Annotated in this window: 15 protein-coding genes; 9 read left to right on the forward strand and 6 right to left on the reverse strand. The window is 72.4% G+C overall.

Translation table 11 applies throughout. From position 1 onward, the window contains the following. Positions 1–11: 11 nt before the first annotated feature. Positions 12–3,512, reverse strand: coding sequence for a DNA-directed RNA polymerase subunit beta (gene rpoB / locus ACFWJ8_RS13580; protein ID WP_378812229.1), 3,501 nt, complete (start codon positions 3,510–3,512; stop codon positions 12–14). Between the two features lie 331 nt (positions 3,513–3,843). Beyond that, on the reverse strand, positions 3,844–4,173 hold the full coding sequence (locus ACFWJ8_RS13585; protein WP_378812231.1) for a hypothetical protein: 330 nt from the start codon (positions 4,171–4,173) through the stop codon (positions 3,844–3,846). A gap of 228 nt (positions 4,174–4,401) precedes the next feature. On the opposite strand from ACFWJ8_RS13585, the gene ACFWJ8_RS13590 reads away from it, so the two are divergent. Next, the gene (locus tag ACFWJ8_RS13590; protein WP_378812233.1) at positions 4,402–7,008 is read left to right on the forward strand and encodes an ATP-binding protein; all 2,607 of its coding nucleotides are present in this window, start codon (positions 4,402–4,404) and stop codon (positions 7,006–7,008) included. 24 nt (positions 7,009–7,032) lie between these two features. On the opposite strand, the gene ACFWJ8_RS13595 is transcribed toward ACFWJ8_RS13590, so the two are convergent. Then, positions 7,033–8,562, reverse strand: a complete 1,530-nt coding sequence (locus tag ACFWJ8_RS13595; protein ID WP_378812236.1) for a 5-oxoprolinase/urea amidolyase family protein — start codon at positions 8,560–8,562, stop codon at positions 7,033–7,035. Next, complete coding sequence (locus ACFWJ8_RS13600; protein WP_378812239.1) at positions 8,556–9,311, reverse strand: 5-oxoprolinase subunit PxpA; 756 nt, start codon at positions 9,309–9,311, stop codon at positions 8,556–8,558. The genes ACFWJ8_RS13595 and ACFWJ8_RS13600 overlap by 7 nt, the downstream gene beginning before the upstream one ends. 52 nt (positions 9,312–9,363) lie before the next feature. On the opposite strand from ACFWJ8_RS13600, the gene ACFWJ8_RS13605 reads away from it, so the two are divergent. The 3 genes from ACFWJ8_RS13605 to ACFWJ8_RS13615 all read left to right on the forward strand — a co-directional run bounded on the left by ACFWJ8_RS13605 (position 9,364) and on the right by ACFWJ8_RS13615 (position 11,393). After that, on the forward strand, positions 9,364–10,227 hold the full coding sequence (locus ACFWJ8_RS13605) for a spermidine synthase (protein ID WP_378812241.1): 864 nt from the start codon (positions 9,364–9,366) through the stop codon (positions 10,225–10,227). Between the two features lie 101 nt (positions 10,228–10,328). Then, a complete protein-coding gene (locus ACFWJ8_RS13610; protein WP_378812243.1) occupies positions 10,329–10,856 on the forward strand; it encodes a hypothetical protein in 528 nt (175 codons plus the stop codon). Positions 10,857–10,904: 48 nt separating this feature from the next. Next, positions 10,905–11,393: a SprT-like domain-containing protein gene (locus ACFWJ8_RS13615; RefSeq protein ID WP_378812245.1), complete on the forward strand. Its 489-nt coding sequence runs from the start codon at positions 10,905–10,907 to the stop codon at positions 11,391–11,393. A 12-nt stretch (positions 11,394–11,405) separates the two neighbouring features. Here the strand turns inward: ACFWJ8_RS13615 and ACFWJ8_RS13620 are convergent, their stop codons facing one another. Continuing rightward, positions 11,406–12,056: a 2-phosphosulfolactate phosphatase gene (locus ACFWJ8_RS13620; protein WP_378812247.1), complete on the reverse strand. Its 651-nt coding sequence runs from the start codon at positions 12,054–12,056 to the stop codon at positions 11,406–11,408. Between the two features lie 33 nt (positions 12,057–12,089). Here ACFWJ8_RS13620 and ACFWJ8_RS13625 point away from each other — a divergent pair, with 33 nt between their 5' ends. Then, positions 12,090–12,608, forward strand: coding sequence for a hypothetical protein (locus ACFWJ8_RS13625; protein ID WP_378812250.1), 519 nt, complete (start codon positions 12,090–12,092; stop codon positions 12,606–12,608). A gap of 30 nt (positions 12,609–12,638) precedes the next feature. Here ACFWJ8_RS13625 and ACFWJ8_RS13630 read toward each other — a convergent pair whose 3' ends face one another. After that, positions 12,639–13,232, reverse strand: coding sequence for an NADPH-dependent FMN reductase (locus ACFWJ8_RS13630; RefSeq protein WP_378812253.1), 594 nt, complete (start codon positions 13,230–13,232; stop codon positions 12,639–12,641). Positions 13,233–13,307: 75 nt separating this feature from the next. On the opposite strand from ACFWJ8_RS13630, the gene ACFWJ8_RS13635 reads away from it, so the two are divergent. Genes ACFWJ8_RS13635 through ACFWJ8_RS13650 form a run of 4 tightly spaced genes read left to right on the forward strand, consistent with a single transcriptional unit; the run spans position 13,308 to position 19,075 of the window. Continuing rightward, positions 13,308–14,435 (forward strand): DUF2235 domain-containing protein, encoded by a 1,128-nt coding sequence (locus tag ACFWJ8_RS13635; protein WP_378812255.1) that lies wholly within the window; start codon positions 13,308–13,310, stop codon positions 14,433–14,435. A gap of 1 nt (position 14,436) precedes the next feature. Next, positions 14,437–16,797, forward strand: coding sequence for a hypothetical protein (locus tag ACFWJ8_RS13640; protein WP_378812258.1), 2,361 nt, complete (start codon positions 14,437–14,439; stop codon positions 16,795–16,797). Next, positions 16,794–18,503 carry a hypothetical protein gene (locus ACFWJ8_RS13645; protein WP_378812260.1) on the forward strand — a complete coding sequence of 570 codons (1,710 nt, stop codon included), beginning with the start codon at positions 16,794–16,796 and terminating at the stop codon, positions 18,501–18,503. Before ACFWJ8_RS13640 ends, ACFWJ8_RS13645 begins: the two co-directional genes overlap by 4 nt. Then, positions 18,500–19,075 carry a hypothetical protein gene (locus ACFWJ8_RS13650; RefSeq protein ID WP_378812263.1) on the forward strand — a complete coding sequence of 192 codons (576 nt, stop codon included), beginning with the start codon at positions 18,500–18,502 and terminating at the stop codon, positions 19,073–19,075. Before ACFWJ8_RS13645 ends, ACFWJ8_RS13650 begins: the two co-directional genes overlap by 4 nt. Positions 19,076–19,077 lie beyond the last annotated feature (2 nt).

A 19,077-nucleotide genomic window follows, 5' to 3' on the forward strand; every position in this document is an offset into this window, starting at 1 on the left:
ACCTGGCGCGCTTAGATCTCGTCGATCGACGAGGACTCGAAGCGGCTGGAGATGTTGATGCCGAGCTCCTCCGCTGCGCGGAAGGCGTCGTCGTCGGTGTCACGCAGGTTGACAGCCGTGCCGTCGGCCGAGAGCACCTCGACGTTCAGGCAGAGCGACTGCATCTCCTTCATGAGCACCTTGAACGACTCGGGGATGCCGGGCTCCTGGATGTTCTCGCCCTTGACGATCGCCTCGTAGACCTTGACGCGGCCGAGGATGTCGTCGGACTTGATCGTGAGGAGCTCCTGGAGCGCGTACGCGGCGCCGTAGGCCTCGAGGGCCCACACCTCCATCTCACCGAAACGCTGACCGCCGAACTGCGCCTTACCACCGAGCGGCTGCTGGGTGATCATCGAGTAGGGGCCCGTCGAGCGCGCGTGGATCTTGTCGTCCACGAGGTGGTGCAGCTTCAGGATGTACATGTAGCCGACCGAGATCGGTGCAGGGAACGGCTCACCGGAGCGGCCGTCGAACAGCTGCGTCTTGCCCGTCGAGTCGATCAGGCGCACGCCGTCGCGGTTCGGGGTCGTCGAGTCGAGCAGACCCGCGATCTCGTCCTCGAAGGCGCCGTCGAACACCGGCGTGGCGACCTTGGTGCCGGCCGGAGCCTCGAATGCCTGCTTGGGCAGGTGCGCGGCCCACTCGGGGGTGCCCTCGACCTTCCAGCCCTGCTTGGCGATCCAGCCCAGGTGCAGCTCGAGGACCTGGCCGAAGTTCATTCGACCCGGGATGCCGAGCGGGTTGAGGATCACGTCGACCGGAGTGCCGTCGGCGAGGAAGGGCATGTCCTCGACGGGGAGGATCTTCGCGATGACACCCTTGTTGCCGTGGCGGCCGGCGAGCTTGTCGCCCTCGGTGATCTTGCGCTTCTGCGCGATGTAGACCACGACGCGGCGGTTGACGCCCGAGCCCAGCTCGTCGTCGCCGTCCTCCGCGTTGAACTCCTTCACCGCGATGATCGTGCCCTGCTCGCCGTGGGGGACCTTCAGCGACGTGTCGCGCACCTCGCGGCTCTTCTCGTTGAAGATCGCGCGGAGCAGGCGCTCCTCGGCCGACAGCTCGGTCTCGCCCTTGGGCGTGACCTTGCCGACGAGGATGTCGCCGGGACGCACCTCGGCGCCGATGCGGATGATGCCGCGCTCGTCGAGGTCCTTCAGCAGGTCGGGGCTGACGTTGGGGAGGTCACGGGTGATCTCCTCCTTGCCGAGCTTGGTGTCGCGCGCGTCGACCTCGTACTCCTCGATGTGGATCGACGAGAGCACGTCGTCCTTCACGAGGTTCTGGCTGAGGATGATCGCGTCCTCGAAGTTGTGACCCTCCCACGTCATGAACGCGACGAGGAGGTTCTTGCCGAGCGCGAGCTCGCCGTTCTCGGTGGCGGGGCCGTCGGCGATGACCTCGCCGGCCTCGACACGCTCGCCGGCCGAGACGACCACGCGCTGGTTGTACGAGGTGCCCTGGTTCGAGCGGTCGAACTTGCGCAGGAAGTAGTCCTGCGTGCCGCCCTCGTCCAGCTGCACGGTGACGACGTCGGCCGAGACCTCGACCACGACACCGGGCTTCTGGGCGGTGACCACGTCACCGGCGTCGATGGCCGCGAAGCCCTCCATGCCGGTACCGACCACGGGCGACTCCGAGCGGAGGAGCGGGACGGCCTGGCGCTGCATGTTCGCACCCATGAGGGCGCGGTTGGCGTCGTCGTGCTCGAGGAACGGGATGAGCGAGGTCGCGACCGACACCATCTGGCGCGGCGAGACGTCCATGTAGCCGATCTCGTCCGAGTGGAAGAGGTCGACCTCGCCACCGTTTCCACGGCGGGCCAGGACGCGGTCCTGCGCGAAGCTGCCGTCGGACTTCAGCTCGACACCGGCCTGCGCGACGATGTAGTCGCTCTCCTCCGAGGCGGTCAGGTAGTCGATCTGGTCGGTGACCTTGCCCTCGACCACGCGACGGTACGGCGTCTCGATGAAGCCGAACGCGTTGATGCGGGCGAACGAGGCGAGCGAGCCGATCAGACCGATGTTCGGGCCTTCCGGCGTCTCGATCGGGCACATGCGGCCGTAGTGCGACGGGTGGACGTCGCGGACCTCGACGCCTGCGCGCTCACGCGACAGACCGCCGGGGCCCAGGGCCGACAGGCGGCGCTTGTGGGTCAGACCCGCGAGCGGGTTGTTCTGGTCCATGAACTGCGACAGCTGCGACGTGCCGAAGAACTCCTTGATCGCCGCCACGACGGGACGGACGTTGATCAGGGTCTGCGGCGTGATCGCCTCGATGTCCTGCGTGGTCATGCGCTCGCGGACGACGCGCTCCATGCGCGACAGACCGGTGCGGACCTGGTTCTGGATGAGCTCGCCGACCGCGCGGATGCGACGGTTGCCGAAGTTGTCGATGTCGTCGACGTCGAGACGGATCTCGGCCGGCTTGCCGCCGCGCACGCCGTCGAAGACGACGTCGCCGCGGTGCAGGCGCACCAGGTACTTGATCGTGGCGACGATGTCGTCGACCGTCAGCACCGAGTCGGTGAGCGGCTTGTCGAGACCGAGCTTGTGGTTGATCTTGTACCGGCCGACCTTCGCGAGGTCGTAGCGCTTCGGGTTGAAGTAGAAGTTGTCCAGGAGCGCGCGGGCGGCCTCGGCGGCGACCTGCTCGCCCGGACGGAGCTTGCGGTAGATGTCGCGGAGCGCGTCCTCCTTGGTGAGGATCGTGTCCTTCGACAGCGTCTCTTCGATCGACTCGAAGCCGGCGAACTCGTTGAGGATGTCCTCCGAGGTGAGGCCGAGGGCCTTGAGGAAGACCGTGACGGACTGCTTGCGCTTGCGGTCGATGCGCACGCCGACCTGGTCGCGCTTGTCGATCTCGAACTCGAGCCACGCACCGCGCGACGGGATGACGCGCGCCGACACGATGTCCTTGTCGGAGGTCTTGTCGGGGGTCTTGTCGAAGTAGACGCCGGGCGAACGGACGAGCTGCGACACGACGACGCGCTCGGTGCCGTTGATGATGAACGTGCCCTTGTCGGTCTGGAGCGGGAAGTCGCCCATGAAGACCGTCTGGGTCTTGATCTCACCGGTCTGGTGGTTCATGAACTCGGCCTCGACGTAGAGCGGGGCCGCGTACGTCTTGCCGCGCTCCTTGCACTCCTCGATGGAGTACTTCTCGGGCTCGAGGTACGGGTTCGTGAACGAGAGCTGCATGGTCTCGCTCAGGTCCTCGATGGGCGAGATCTCCTCGAAGATCTCCTCCAGGCCGCTGACCTCGGGCACGTCGGTGCGACCGGCGGCCTTCGCGTCGGCGACGCGGGCCTTCCATGCCTCGTTGCCGACGAGCCAGTCGAACGACTCGGTCTGCAGCGCGAGAAGGTCAGGGACCGTCAGCGTGTCGGAGATCTTGGCGAACGAGAGGCGGGAAGCTCCGCGTCCGTTCTTGGGGGTGGTGGTGGGGTTGGATGCGTTGCGCGCAGCAGCCAAGGGGATTACCTCCGTGGGCCCGTAGGGCTCGTTTCCTTGTCGTCAGGTGGAGTGCTCTTCGTCCCCGAAGCCCGCGCACCACGCCTCGCGACGAGCGAGGGGGCGCAGGCACAGCCGACCACCATATGAGGGCAGGGGGAATCCAAGAGCGCAAAGACCTACTATACGTCGGACGACGCGCCGTGTCCAGTCGGATTCTTGACGAGTTTCGGATGCTGCGGTATAAGCCCGATTCTCGCAGACTGTTCACAGCATCGGGGTCGTCGCGCGGTGTGTGCGACGACCCCGACGGCGGTCCGTCAGCCGGACCATGCGCGTGAGCGCGCTCGGATCAGCCCTTGCCGCTGCCGTTGCAGGCCACGCCGGGCGACGGGACGATGTCCTTCAGTCCGGCCCGCACGAACATGCCGTAGCTCTGCGTGCCGTGGTAGCCGTTCTTCTGGTTGCCCCTCATCGCGAGGGCGTCGTCGTCGAAGCCCTCGGGGTTGCCCTCGATGGCGTCGGGCGTGTCCTGCCCCGAGAAGGCGCACTCCGACGAATGGCCGTTGCCGGCGCCGTGGGTGTCCTTTCCGTTGCCGGTGGCCTCACCGGCGTTGGCGACCCCCGCGCCCGCCAGCACCAGTCCGATTGCGAGCGCACAGCCCGCGACCAATCGCTTCATTCCGTACCTCCCCAGATTCGAAGGTCGCGGTGTGCGGCCCTCCCCGGCGCACAAGGTACGCCTCGACGACGCCTGCCGGTAGACCCCTTGCGAGCACGCGACGGCCACGGGTGGCGGCATCCACGCGACGCGACGGGAGCGACACGCCGATACACCGGTGTACCGAAACCTGTGGCGGGACGCGCGCGGCAGGGCCATGATGTGGTCATGACTGGGGGACGATCCCCCGTGATCCGCACGCCCGACCAGCGGATCCGGGTGTTCGTGAGCTCGACCCTGCGCGAGCTCGCGGAGGAGCGTGAGGCGGTGAAGGCCGCCGTCGAGCGCCTGAGACTCGCGCCGGTGATGTTCGAGCTGGGGGCTCGGCCGCATCCGCCGCGGGAGCTGTACCGCTCTTATCTCGCGCAGAGCGACGTGTTCGTCGGCATCTACGGCGCGAGCTACGGGTGGGTGGCGCCCGGCGAGGACGTGTCGGGGCTCGAGGACGAGTACAACCTCGCTCCGCCCGAGATGCCGAAGCTCATCTATGTCAAGGACGGCGACGAGCGCGACGAGCGCCTCGGCGCGCTCATCGCGCGCATCCAGGACGACGACACCGCCGCGTACCTGCACTTCCGCTCGGCGGCCGAGCTGGAGGACCAGGTCGCCGCCGACCTCGCGATGCTGCTCGCCGAACGGTTCGACGAGTCCCGTGCGGATGCTGCGCCCGAGGGCGCTGCGACGTCGCTGGCCGGCCGCGTGCCCGTGCCGTACACGACGACGATCGGCCGCGACGGCGACATCGAGGCCGTGCGAACGCTGCTCGCCCGCGGCGTCGACCGGGTGGTGAGCCTCGTCGGTCCGGGCGGCATCGGCAAGAGCCGCCTGGCGATCGAGACGGCGCGCGCGTGTGACGACCTGTTCCCGGACGGCGTGTACTTCGTGCTGCTGGAGGGCGTGCTCGAGCCCGGGCTGCTGCTGCCGACGATCGCGTACCACCTCGGCATCCGCGACAACGGCGAGGCCGCTCTCGAGGAGCGCATCGCGCACGCGCTCGCGGACCGCCGCGTGCTGCTGGTGCTCGACAACTTCGAGCAGATCGTGGATGCCGCGCCCGTCCTCGTGCGGCTGTACACGGTGGCGCCGGCGGCGACGTTCCTCGTGACGAGCCGGATCGTGCTGCGCATCCGCGGCGAGCGCGTGTACGAGGTGCCGCCGCTGCCGACGCCGCGCGGCGAGCTGCCGGCGAGCCTCGACCCCGCGACGCGCACGGCGGCGGTCGCGCTGTTCGTCGACCGCGCGAAGGCGATAGACCCCGGCTTCGACGTGACGCCCGGCAACGCCGCCGACCTCGCGGCGATCTGCCGCACGCTGGAGGGCCTGCCGCTGGCGATCGAGCTGGCCGCGGCGAAGGTGCGCATCCTGAGTCCCGCGGGCATCGCGGAGCGCCTGGGGCAGAGCCTGCCCCTGCTGACGGCGGCGGTCCGGGACCTGCCCGAGCGCCACCGCACGATGCGGGCGACGATCGACTGGAGCGTGAGCCTGCTGCCCGATGTGCAGCGCGACCTGCTCGAGGACCTCGGCGTGTTCGCGACGCGGTTCACGCTCGACGCCGTCGAGGCGCTCGGCCGGGGCCGCTCGTGGGACGGCCAGGCCATCGACGCGCTCGCGGCGCTCGTGGACGGCTCGCTCGTCAAGCAGTGGGAGCTGGGGGGCCGGCGCGTGTTCTCGCTGCTGGCGATCGTGCGCGAGTACGCCCTGGGCCGTCTCAAGGAGCGCGGCGAAGCGGTGCGCGTGCGCCGTGCGCACGCCGACTACTACTGCGACCTGGTGCGGCGCGTGGCACCCGACCTCGGCGGGCCCGGTCAGGCCGACGCCGTCGCGCGGCTCGGGCTGGAGCTGCCGAACCTGCGCGCCGCGGTCCGGCACCTCGTGCACACCGACCGGCTGGACGACGCCGGGGATTTCGCGTGGAGCCTCCTCATCTACTGGTGGATCTCGGGCTTCTTCGCCGAGGTGCGGGTGTGGATGCTCGAGCTCCTGGAGAAGCAGCACGACCAGCCCATCACGCCGCACACGCGGGCGATCGCGTGGTTCTTCGCCCTGTGGGGCGAGATGTGGCAGCGACCGAGCGAGCAGGTCGTGGCGGGGCTGGGCGAGTGCGTGCGCCTGTTCACCGAGTCGGGCGACCCGGATGCCGCGGCGATGGCGCTCGCGGCGCGCGCGACGGCGCGCGTGCAGTTCTCCGACCTCGACTCCGACAAGGCCGAGACCGAGCTGCGCGACGCCGTGGTGCGGCTGCGGGAGCAGGGGAACGCGTGGGCCGAGGCGATCACCGAGGTCTCGCTCGGACGCCTGGCGTGGGTGCGCGGGGCGACCGACGACGCCCTCGCCCACTTCGACCGCGCCACCGCGGTCGCCCGGGAGCACGGCGACCTGTTCACGACCTCCGTCGCAGGCAACCTGCGCTCGCGCCTGAACTTCCAGCTGGGGCACCTCGAGACCGCCGAGCACGAGTTCGTGCGCACGCTCCTCATGTCGGTGCGGCTGCACTACGACGAGGGCGTCGCCTACGGGCTGGAGGGCGTGTGCGCCGTCGCGGCGGCGCACGGCGAGGCCTGGCGGGCGGCGGCGCTCGCGGTCGCCGCCGGCGAGATCCGCCGGCGCATCGGCATCTTCGACGTCGAGGCGTTCACGGTGCACACGCCGTACCTCGACATCCTGCGGGGGCGGGACGCGGCGAGCGTCGCCGCGGGCGAGGCGGCCGGCGCCGAGCTCACGCTCGCCGAAGCCGTGCTCCTCGCGCTCCCCGAGCACGAGCACGACGCCGTGGCCGCGACCCTGCACGCCTGGTAGACGGCGCGGAGGGGATGCCGCACCTCACGCGTGCCGGAATCGGATGCGCGTGCCCGGACGGGCCTGGGCGACGAGATCGAGCGAGGCATCGGCCACGACCGCGACGACGGGGTACCCGCCGGTGACCGGCCCGTCCGCGAGCAGGATCGTCGGGCGCCCGCTCGGCGGCACCTGCAGCGCGCCCGGCACCATGCCCTCGCTCGGCAGCTCGCCCGTGCGCGTGCGGACGAGCTCGGGCCCGTCGAGGCGCACACCCACGCGGTCGGCGTCGCCGGTGACCGTCCAGACGGCGTCGAAGAGCGCCGTGCCGGGAGCGAACCAGTCGGCGCGCGGACCGGGGGCCAGCGCGAGCTCCAGCTCGTCGTCGTGCGGGGCGCCCCACGCGTTCGGCGGCGCCACCGGGATCGGCGTCGGCGGCGCCGGGCCGACGGGCACGCGGTCACCCGCGCGCAGCGCGGCGGGACCGAGCCCCGCCAGCAGGTCGGTGGCGCGCGACCCCAGCACCGGCGGAGCGTCGACACCGCCGCGCACCGCGACGTACGCCCGCGCACCGTGCGTGAACCAGTCCAGGTGCAACTCGGCGCCGGCGGGCCACGCGTGCGCCTCGTAGGGGTCGATCTCTCGGCCGTCGAGGCGCACGCGACCCCACGCGCCGGTGACGGCGACCCACAGGTCGGTCTCGGCGACGGCGCGCCAGCCGCCCATCGTCACCTCGATCGCCGCCGTGCCCTCGGGGTTTCCGAGCAGCCGGTCCGCGGTGCGCAAGGCGGTGCGGTCGAGGGCTCCCGACACCGCGACGCCGACCGAGGCCGCGCCCGCGCGCCCGAGATCCTGGATCGTCGACAGCAGCCCCGGTTCGACGATGCGCAGACCACGGCGGGACGTCGGGGCGGCGGCATCCGCTCCTCCTCCGGGTCGTGGCGTCACGACGGCGACGGGGCGGAACCGCACCCGCGTGCCGGGAGCGAGCAGGGCGGGGGATGCTGCGGCCGGGTCGAACAGCGGCGCCCCGGTCGTGCCGATCAGGCGCCAGCCGCCCGGGGTGTCGCGGGGGTACGCGCCCGAGAAGGCGCCGGCGAGTCCCACGGACCCGGCGGGAACCCGCGTGCGCGGGGACTCCAGACGCGGGACGACGTAGGGCCATTCGTCGCTCACGAGGTACCCGAAGCCCGGCGCGAAGCCGGTGAAGGCGACGCGCCACTGCGCCTCGGCATGCCGGCGCACGAGCGCATCCGGCGTCGTGCCGAGCAGCCGCGCGGTGTCGTCGAGGTCTGCCCCGTCGTACGCGATGTCGAGCTCGACGAGCGGTCCCGCGGCGGCGTCGCCGGGCTGCGATTCGGTCGCCGTGCGCAGCGCCCAGGCGTGCGCCGCCGCGACCGGCAGCAGGCGCGGATCCACCCGCACGAGCACCGTGCGCGCGGCCGGCACCAGGTCGGTCACCCCGTCGGGTCGCGATGCGGCGAGCGCGGCATGCACCGCGAGCACCTCGTCGAGCCCGTCGACCTCGACGAGGAATGCGCGCTCGCCCATGGGCAGCGCCCGGGCGGTCACCACGGCGCCCGGACCTCCACGCCGGCCGCGTCGAGCGCGGCGCGCACGGCCCGGGCCATCGCCACGGCCGACGGCGAATCCCCGTGCACGCACAGCGAGGCGGCGTCCGCGCGCACCAGGGTGCCGTCGACGGCCTCGACGACGCCGTCGACCGCCAGCCGCACCGCCCGGGCGGCGACCAGCTCGGGCTCGTCGAGCAGTGCGCCCGGCTGCGCGCGCGGCACGAGCGAGCCGTCGGGCAGATACCCGCGGTCGAGGAACGCCTCGCGCACGAACGGGAGCCCCCGGGATGCCGCGGCCCCCTCGATCTCGCCCGGCAGGCCCAGCACCGGCACGGGCCGGCCGAGACGCTCCGCCAGCGCGGCGACAGCGGACGTCACGGCGTCGGCGTGCGCCCGGTCCGAGGTCACCGCGTGGTAGAGCGCGCCGTGCGGCTTGACGTAGCGGAGGTCGGCGCCCGCGCCGACCAGCGCGACCAGCTGCGCGGCGACGGCGGCCGCGAGGTCTGCAGGGTCCATCGCCACCGGGACGCGTCCGAAGTTCACGCGGTCGGGGTACGACGGGTGCGCACCCACGGCCACGCCGTATCGCGCGGCGCGGGCCACCGCGTCGCGCATGGACGCGGCATCCCCGGCATGCCCGCCGCAGGCGACGTTGGCACTGGTGATCACCGCGAACATCGCCTCGTCGTCGGCGGTGGGGACGCCGTCGACGGTCTCGCCGAGATCCGCGTTGAGGTCGATGGCCACCATGCCCTCCACGCTACTGCCGTGCCCGCTGCGCGGGCGGGGCTACCGTGGTGGCATGGCACGTTCGCGCGACGAGGCACCCGCTCCCTCGGTGAAGCTGTCGGACGGCACCCTCGCCCGCGTGATCTCGTCGCCCTTCGGAGGCGGCTGGGAGCTCGACGTCGACGGCACGCCGCAGTCGCACGTCGACCTCGACGATCCGACCCACCTCCACTTCGAATACGTCGCCCGCATGGGTGCCGTGATCGACCGGCTCAGGATGCCGCGACAGCCGCTCACCGCGATCCACCTGGGTGCGGGCGCACTGACCATCCCGCGCTACGTCGAGGCGACGCGACCCGGATCGCGGCAGCAGGTCGTCGAGCTGGAGCCCGCGCTGTGGGACCTGGTGCGCGAGAACCTGCCGCTCCCCCGCGGCGCGCAGATCCGCGTGCGGATCGGTGACGCCCGCGACGCCCTCGGCAGGCTGCCGGCGGGGCTCGTGGGTGCGGCCGATCTCGTCGTGTCGGACGTCTACTCCGGCGCGCAGACCCCGGCCCATCTCACGACGGTCGAGTTCTTCACTGAGGCCGCCCGCTACCTCGCCCCCGACGGCGTCCTGCTCGTCAACGTCGCCGACGGCGCGGGACTCGCCTTCGCGCGCCGCGAGGTCGCGACCGTGCAGGCGGTGCTCGAGCACGTCATCGTGCTCGCCGAGGTGCAGACCCTCAAGGGCCGGCGGTTCGGAAACCTCGTGATCGCGGCATCCCGGCAGCCCCTGCCCACCGAGTGGCTGCCTCGGCTGATGGCCGCAGGGCCTCACCCGGCGAAGGTCGCCGAGGGCCGCGAGGTCGACGAGTTCGCGCGTGGCGCGAAGGTCGCGACCGACGCCGACGCGACGCCCTCGCCCAAGCCGTCGGCGTCGATCTTCACCCGCTGACCGGTGACCGGATGCCGCGGCCCGGCGTGGCACCCCTGCCCCGACGACGGCGGCGGGCACACTGGACAGAGCCTCACCGGGCGCTGCGAAGGGAGTCACACGTGAGCTTTATCAGCGGGTACGACCCCGACACCCTCCGCGAGAAGGTGAGCCCGACGCAGTGCCGCGACCGGCTCGAAGACATCGGCGAGCAGCGCAGTCTCCCGGCACTCCTCGAGCGCGTGTGGCTGCTGAAGGTACTCGACCGCGCCGACGAGGCGCTCGTCGTCTCTGACCAGTCGGTGCGCGTCGCCCGCATGGCCGGCACCCGCAAGGACCTCCTGCGCGCGCGCATCCTGCACGCCACCGTGCTGCAGGCGCGCGGCGCCTACTCCGCCGCCTGGCAGGAACTCACGACATGCGCCGCGGAGGCCGAGGGGCAGGGCTGGGCCGGCATCGGCGCCTTCGCCCACATGCACCGCGGCAAGGTGAGCTACGACGACGGCGACTACGAGGCCGCGCGCAAGGACTTCAAGCGGGCACTCTTCCTCCGTCAGGAGTCCGGTGCCACCGAGGACCAGCTCGAATCCGTGCTGATGGCCATCGACGCGGCGGACCAGCGCCGCGCCGCGGCATCCGTCGCCAGCTGAGGGACGCCGCGACCATGAGTGTCGGAGATACGTTCTAGTCTCGCGCACATGTCGGAATTGCACCGCGTGCGGCAGTGGGCCGAAGCCCTGATCGCCGCCCACCTCGACCCGTCGTGGACGTTCGGGTTCGACAACGCCAAGCGCCGCGCCGGGCTCTGCGACTACACCCACCAGCGCATCAGCGTCTCGCGCTACCTCGCCGCCCGCTACGACGACGACACCAACCACCAGACGCTGCTGCACGAGGTCGCGCACGCCCTCGCCGGCGCCCGCGCCGGTCACGGCCCGCGCTGGAAGGCGGTCGCGCGCGAGCTGGGCTACGTCGGCGGCACCACCCACCACGGCGAGACGGCGACCGAGCTCGCGCCGTGGATCGGCGTGTGCCCCGCGGGCCACACCGCCTACCGCCACCGCAAGGCCACCCGCCCCACGTCGTGCGCCAAGTGCGCGCGCACCTTCGACGAGCGCTACCTGTTCACCTGGACCCGCCGCGAGATCACCCCGGCGGCACGCCTGGAGGCGCTCACGCCCCGGTAGTCGAGAGCCAGCTCAGCGGCCGGGGTAGGCGACGAAGACGCCGTCGCGCAGGACCGGGACGACGGATGCCGCATCCACCGCGGCGGCGTTCAGCACCTCGTCGCGGGCGTCGCGGGCGAGGAGCTCCTGCCCCGAGCCGCTCGCGGTGAGGAGGTGCCGGAGCGCGCCGCGCAGGCCACGGAACGCCTCTGCGGCAGCCGCAGCATCGGGCGCCGTGTGGTCGACGCCGAGCGCACCGAGCGCATCGACGATCGCGCCGGCACCGAACTGGTCCTCGACGGCGAACCGCACCGGCGCGCCCGGTTCCCGGCCGGTGAGCTCGCCGGCCGCGATCACTGCGACGGCCGTCCGGTCGCCGCGGCGGTGCTGCACGTCGAGCACCGTGTCGGCGACGGCACGCGCGTTGCGCAGGCAGCCGAGCACCACGGTCGCGCCCGAGGCCGCGGCGGCCTCCGCGATCGCGGCTCCGTTGATCGACACCGCGTGGGCCGACGCGTCCAGCGGCACGGATTCGCCGCGGGCGACGGCATCCGTCACCGTCGTCGAGAACCGCAGCACGTCGACCACCACGACGACCTCGGCCGGCGCGAGCCGCGCGAGCCCCGCCGCACCCCAGTCGAGGCGGACCTGGTATCGATGCTGGTCGAACGGCGTCTCGGGCATCCGTCCAGCGTAGGCGCGGTGCAACACTGGAGCATGCGGATCCTGCTGAAGTTCGTGATCGACTGCGACCCCGACGCGGCCTGGCGGGCGCTGCATTCGCCGCGGGCGGTCGCCGAGCTGTACGGCCCCCTCCTCGACCTCGAGCCGCTCGTCCCTGACGGGCTGCCGAGCTCGTGGCATCCGGGCGACGACGTGCCGGTGCAGCTCGCCGCATTCGGCAAGGTGCCGATGGGGCGGCAGCTGATCCACGCGAGCGAGCGGTTCGTGGACGAGCCGGCGGGGCGCGTGCGCATCTTCCGTGACAGCGGCATCCCCCTCACGGGGCCGCTGTCGAGCCTGGACGTCTGGGACCACCAGATGGCGGTCTCGCCTGCACCGGACGAGCCCGGCAAGACCCTGTGGCGCGACCGTCTCGTGTTCGCCGGCCCGACCGCCGCGATCCTGTGGCCGGTGCTGTGGAGCGCATGGCAGTGGCGCGAGGCGCGCGTCAAGGCCCTCGCCCCCGGGTGGGCGCACGACCTCGCCGAGGCCGAACCCGACGACCTCGGGTGAGTGGATGCCGCAAGCCGCGGCATCCCTCGCTCACGCCTGCGGGATCACGGTGAGCACGCGCGCGACGTACTCGAGGAACTTCTCCATGTACGTGCGGAGGAACTGCTCCGTCGCGGGCACGGTCACCTCGCCGGTCGACTCGATGAGGCCCGGGGTGAAGTGGATGTACGCCTCGGGCGTGGTCATCTGACGCGCGTTGAGGAAGCTCAGCGTGCTGCGCAGCGACTGCTGGCCCACGGCGGTGCCGATCTGCCCTGCGGACGCGCCGATGACGCCGACCGGCTTGTCGGACCACGCGTTCTGACCCCAGGGGCGACTGCCCCAGTCGATCGCGTTCTTGAGGGCGCCTGGCAGCGACCGGTTGTACTCCGGGGTGACGAAGAGCAGCGCGTCCGCCGAGCGCACGGCGGCCTTGAAGTCGAGGGCGACCTGCGGATAGTCGGCGTCGAGGTCGCGGTTGTACAAGGGGAGGTCCGCGTACGAGATCTCGAAGAACTCGAGCTCGGGCGGCGCCAGCTTCTCCAGCGCGAGCGCGAGGCGACGGTTGATGGACTCGCGCGACAGGCTGCCGATGATGACGCCGACGCGGTAGGGCGGTTCGTGTTCAACGATCTCGATCTGCATGAGGCCAGCCTGCACCCGTCGTGATCGTCGCGCACCCCTCGGTATCATCAGCGTCGGAGGCTCCCTCTCCCCTGCATGGAGACCGCCACGCAGGAGCCGTCCGGCCGCACGCTCGTGCTCTGCCTCGACGGGACGGGCAGCGAGCCGGAGTCCGGAGTCACCAACGTCGCACGGCTGTACGCCCTCGCCGTCAAGGACGACGCGCAGCTCGTGTTCTACGACCCCGGCGTCGGCACGATGGGCGCGCGCGGCGCGGTCACGCCCTTCGGCGCGTGGCTCACCCGCACGGCCGGGCTGATCGTCGGATACGGCATCCGCGACAACATCGCCGACGCGTACGCCTGGCTGATGACCCACTACCGCCCCGGCGACCGCATCATGCTGTTCGGCTTCAGCCGCGGCGCCTACACGGCCGTCGCGCTCGCCGGCGTGCTGCGCAGCGTCGGCCTGCTCAGGCCAGGCGCCGAGAACCTCGTGCCCTACGCGCTGAAGATGGCGCTCGCGCAAGGCGGGAAGAAGCCGTCGACGCCGAAGTCCGCTCCGGATGCCGCCGACCGCGCGTTCTGGAGCACGCGGACATCGTTCGACCAGGGGTTCGGCAATCCCGACTTCGAGCGGTTCGCCAAGCCGGTGACCTTCCTCGGCGTGTGGGACACGGTGAAGTCCGTCGGCTGGTTCAACCTGCGGGCGCGGTTCGAGCAGGTGCGATGGCCGTTCACACGCAACGTCGACGGCGTGCAGACCGGGCGGCTGGCGCTCGCGCTGGATGAGAACAGGCGCGCGTTCACCGAGTACCGGTTCGGCACCGACAAGGTCGGCGCGAGGGTCGTCGACGACCCGCGCCGGGACCTCGAGGAGATGTGGTTCGCCGGCGTGCACAGCGACATCGGCGGCACGTTCGAGGACGACAACGGGCTGTCCGACATCTCGCTGGAGTGGATGACCGCCGAGGCGGTCGCCGCCGGTCTGCGCATCGACCCGAAGGTCTACGAGGAGCTCCTCGACGTGAGCGGCGGCGCAGCGGTCCCCGCCGAGCGGGCCGAGGGCCGCATCCACCGGCACAAGTGGTACTGGGCGATCGCCGGGCTCGGCTGGCGCCGGCGGCATCCCGCCCGCACCGACCGGATGCATCCCTCCGTGCAGCACCGGATCGACGCCACCGCGGCGAGCGCCCAGCCGTACCGGATCACGTGGGAGAAGTGACATGCCTCCGTTCACGCGCGACATCGCGATGACCAAGCTGATCCGCCCGGACCTCGGCGAGCTGCTGTCGCAGCTCAAGCCGCAGGCCGGCGAGGAGCGCAGCGCGATGACCGTGCCCATCTCCCCCGCCGATCCGCCGGACGACACGATGCTGTTCGAGGCGGCGGACGACCCGGCGCGGCGGTTCCACCTGCCGACCTATCGGATCGCGACGGTGCGTGCGGGCACGGGCGACCAGTTCCGCGTGCGGTTCGCCCAGGCCGCGGCCGGGGCGACGCTAGAGGTCTTCCTCGAGCCGTTCGTGCCCGCGTCGCTCGGCGACACCGCGGCCGGCACGGCGCCGCTCGACCACGTCGTCAGCGCGGTGCTGGTGTTCGAGCCTGCGGAGCTCGCGGGCGTGCGGCGCGAACTCCCGTTCACCGAGGTGCAGCGCGTCGACGGACTCGTGCGCCTCGCCCTCACCGTCCCGACGGCGACCGAGACGAGCGACCTGTACTGGGCGCTCACCCGGCCCGAGAACCGCGCGCGCCTGCTGGTGCGTCGCCTCATCGACGTGGCCGTGCCCGTGGTGGTCACCGCCGAGCGGCCCCGCCCGGACCGGATCGACGTCATCGCGACACCGCCGGTCGAGGTGTTCATCGACCCGACGGTGCACATCGACCCCCGCATCTTCCGGTTCGAGCCCATCGTCCAGCAGGACCCGCTGCACGACCCCGATCCGACGGTCGTGCTGCGAGCCGACCCCGTGATCCTGCAGCCGGAGGTGCTGCAGCCCGACGTGCTGCAGCCCCAGGTGATCGCGCAGCCCGACGTCGCCGTGCTGAACCAGCGGTTCGCGGTGGACAGGATCACGCAGCTGCCCTCGTTCGCGCGGTTCGGTGCCCTGGGCCTCGGGCCGGTGGGTGACATCGGAGAACTCACCCCGGTCCGTCGCCGCATCCCCGGGCGCGTGCGGGGAGGCATCGACGCGGGCCGCGCCGTCGGGCTTCCCGGACGCGTGGACATCGACCCGGTGGTCATCGACCCGGTCGTCATCGGCCCGGTCGTCGTGGACCCCGTGCGTCCGCCGACGACCGTGACGCTGTACCGGCGGACGACGCGGTCGCTCGAAGTCGTCCCGGCGCCGCAGCCGTTCGTGTTCTCGCCGACCCTGCACGACTACGTCTTCGCGGGAGTGGCGCCGTCAGGCGCACCCGGCGCCCTCGTGCTCGACCAGTTCGAGTTCGAGGGCACGTTCCACTCGTACTACCGCAGCTCGGGCCGCCCCGAGATCGCCTACTTCCTGCCCGACGGCTTCAAGCTCGCGCGGCTGCCGCAGCGGCCGCGGTCGCCGTTCATGTCGGTGCAGTTCGACTCGACGGACGGCACGATCGAGCAGGCCACGGCGACGGTCGTGCTGGCGGCCGCTGCGTGGACCGACCCCGAGCGACTGGCGGACGCGGCGGCGCGGCTGAGCCGGCGCATCGACGGCGGCGCGACGCACGTCGACCTGCAGCCGCTCATCGCCGACAGCTCGCGCCTGTCGCTGCGCCTGGCCCTCCCCGGCGAGGACGCCCAAGACATCCCCAGCGCCGTCATCGATCTGCGCACCGTGCTGCGCACCGGGATCGAGGTGCCGCTCGGCCGGTTCCAGCGCCTGTTCGACGCGCTCCAGGGCGGCGGCGCTGCCGTCCTCACGGGCGAGGTGGAGGTGCGCCTGGACCACCCCGACCGCCCTGCCGAGAAGGTGCCCTTCGAGGCACGGTTCGATGATCTCGCCGGCGACGCCGTGGATGTCGCCGTCACATCGCGGCCGGACGGGACGGGCTTCGACGTGTCTGTGCTGAACGCCTGCGAGAGCCCGCTGCGCATCGACGCCGCGACCGCGCGCACGTCGACCGGTCCGGTGGCCGTGGAGGGGATGCCGCCCGCCGACGCCCCGCCGCTGGCACCGGCCGCGCAGGCCGGGCTTCGGGTGGCGGCATCCGGCGAGACCCCCGTCGTCGACGTCGACGTGACGGTGCTCCCCGACCGCGCGGCGATCTGGGACGCGGTGTGCGACGAGACGACATCGTTCCTGCAGCGCCAGGTGACGGTGCGCACCCCCGCGGTGATGTTCGACGCCGCGCAGGGCGTGATCGAGGTGACCGTCGAGATCGGGCCCGCCGCCGGCGGTCTCACGTCGACCGTGACGCTCCGCCCCGACACCCTCGAGACCGTCGCGACCGTGCCCGTCCCGTTCGGCGACGTGGTCGTCGAGAAGGAGGATGCCGGCTCCTACCGCTACCGCGTGACCGCGGTGCGCGCGGATCGCGTGACCGAGGGCGACTGGAAGACCCGCACCGCCGGTGTGCTGTGGATCGTGACGGGGGACGTGGCATGAGCCTGCGCGGACTCCCCGACTTCGACGCCCCGGTGCTGCTCGACGGCGCCCCGGCGGGCTATCGCGGCTTCGGCGAGCCGGGCCTCGTGCTCGTCCCGCCGCGCACCATCGGCATCGCCCGCTCGGCGGAGGGCCACTACGCCTTCGAGGTGGGACGGTTCCGCGGCCGCGGCGACTGGCCCGAACCGTACGCCGTGCTGACGATGACGCTGCGGGCGGAGCATCCCCTCGACGACGTTCTGCGCGTCGCACGCGTCGACGACCCTGCGGCCCGCGTGGCACCCACCTCGCTCGCGGCGGGCACGATCCGGCTCGCCGGCTTCTTCCGGGTGCGCGACCTCGACTGGGACGGCCTCGCGCCGCTCACGTGGTCGGACCGCCTCACCGTGGAGGAGTACGCGGTGCTGCGCGGCGCGATCGAGGCCGCCTTCCCCGAGACGACGGCCGCCGCAGTCCTGGAGATCACCGGCGTGGCGGCACGCGCGAACGCGCGGGCGACCGTCGACCCCGCCGCCCTGAGCGCAGCACTCCTGGCGCTCGGCGCGCCGGGCGAGTCCGTGAGTCGTGCGGACGTCGTGGCCTGGCTGCGTACCCAGGGCATGTCGGGCGACCGGCGGGTGGTGGAGGTCACGGGCGACGTGCCGGATGAGGCTCGGCTGGCCGACCTGCTCGCCGACCGCATCCGTGCCCGCTGGCCGGGTCACCGCCCGCCCGCCCCCGAGGCGCCCGGCACGTGGCAGTGGGACCTCGCGGAGCCCGTCGTCACCGCTCGCGAGCTGGCTCCCGCGTTCCCGCTGTTCGAGACCTACTCCGCGATCGCCGCGGACATCGACTCCTACGTTCCGGCGGGCGTCGAACTCGACCCCGTTCCGGCCGGCTGGCGCACGATCGACGTGCTCGCGAACCTGCCGACGCGGCAGTCGGGCGTGGTCGCCTGCGGTGTCGACATCACCGCGCCGCCACGGCCGCCCGCGCGGCCGCAGGCGATCACGACGACCGTCGAGCTCACCGGCACGGGCACGGGACGCACGACGCTGCGGCTGGCGCCGGGCGAGGAGCCCGACCTCGTCCACGAGACCTGGGCGGTCGTCGCCGACGCCGACGGTGCGCGAGAGCTGCGCGGACGCCGCGTGCCGTTCAACGGCGAGCGGCTGAGCCTGCGACCCACCGACTTCCCGGTGCGCGCGTGGAGCATCGACGTCGAGCCCGCGCTGCTCGACCTGGCCGCCGTGCGGGTGCGCGTCACGTCGCCGGGCCCCGGGGCCGGGCCGCACTCCTTCGACATCGACGAGCCCCACGCCGACGTGGCGATGCCCGCCGGCGACGACGCCGCCGTGACCGTCGAGCTGACCTCCCGCACCGACGGCCGCGTGCTCGTGCTCGGTCCCTTCGCCTCCGCACCGCTGTGGATCGGCCGGCATCTGCTGCCCGGCTGGGGGCCGCACCGGATCGCGGTCAGCTCGCCCGGTGCCGACGCACTCGTGGCCGTCGCGCTGCGCGGGGAGTCGGACGACACCGGCGACGGCGAGACCGTCGCCCTCACCCCCGCGGCGCCCGTCCGGACCTGGCGGTGGTTCGCCGACGACCCGTTCCGCGACGGCTATCGGTTCCGGGTGGCGCCGACCGGCGCCGCGCCCGGCCCGTGGTCCGACGTCCGCCCGCACGACGAGGACCTCGTCGTCGCACCGGCAGGAGCCCCGAGATGACCGCCTCGACCTCGCGCTGGACCCGGTCGTTCCCCGACGGCGCCTACGTCGTCGTCGAGCCGGGGTGGGCGCTCGCCGTGCCCGGGCGCCCCGCGCCGCAGCACCCCGATGCGCCGGCCGTGCAGGTCACGTCGCTCGGCGCGACGGCCGTGGTGCAGGCCGGCTGGTGCTGGCCGATCCCCGAGGCCGAGATCCGGAGCGCCGTCGGTCCGGTCGGAGCCGCCGTCGCCGTCGCCTCGGCGATCACCACGGCGCCGCGCGTCGAGCTCGTACGGCACGACGACCTCGGGACGACGGTGATCGCCGCCGCCGCGGCATCCGCGTATCCGCCCTACACCGCCGTCCTGTCGGCCACGGTCGACACGGCCACCGCCGCCGTCGTCGCCCGCGCCGTCTCCGGCGTACCCGGGCTCGTGTCGGTGGTCTATCGCGCCGAGGCCGCCGACCTCCCGCTCGACCCCGACGCCCGATCGCGATCGGCTGCGCACGGCGTGGCCATCGCCCCCGACCGCAGTGTCACCGCAACCGCCGACGTGGCCGACTGGTCACGTCACGACAACGAACAGGAATGAAG

The organism is Microbacterium sp. NPDC058389 (genome assembly GCF_042722305.1).
Taxonomy (GTDB): domain Bacteria; phylum Actinomycetota; class Actinomycetes; order Actinomycetales; family Microbacteriaceae; genus Microbacterium.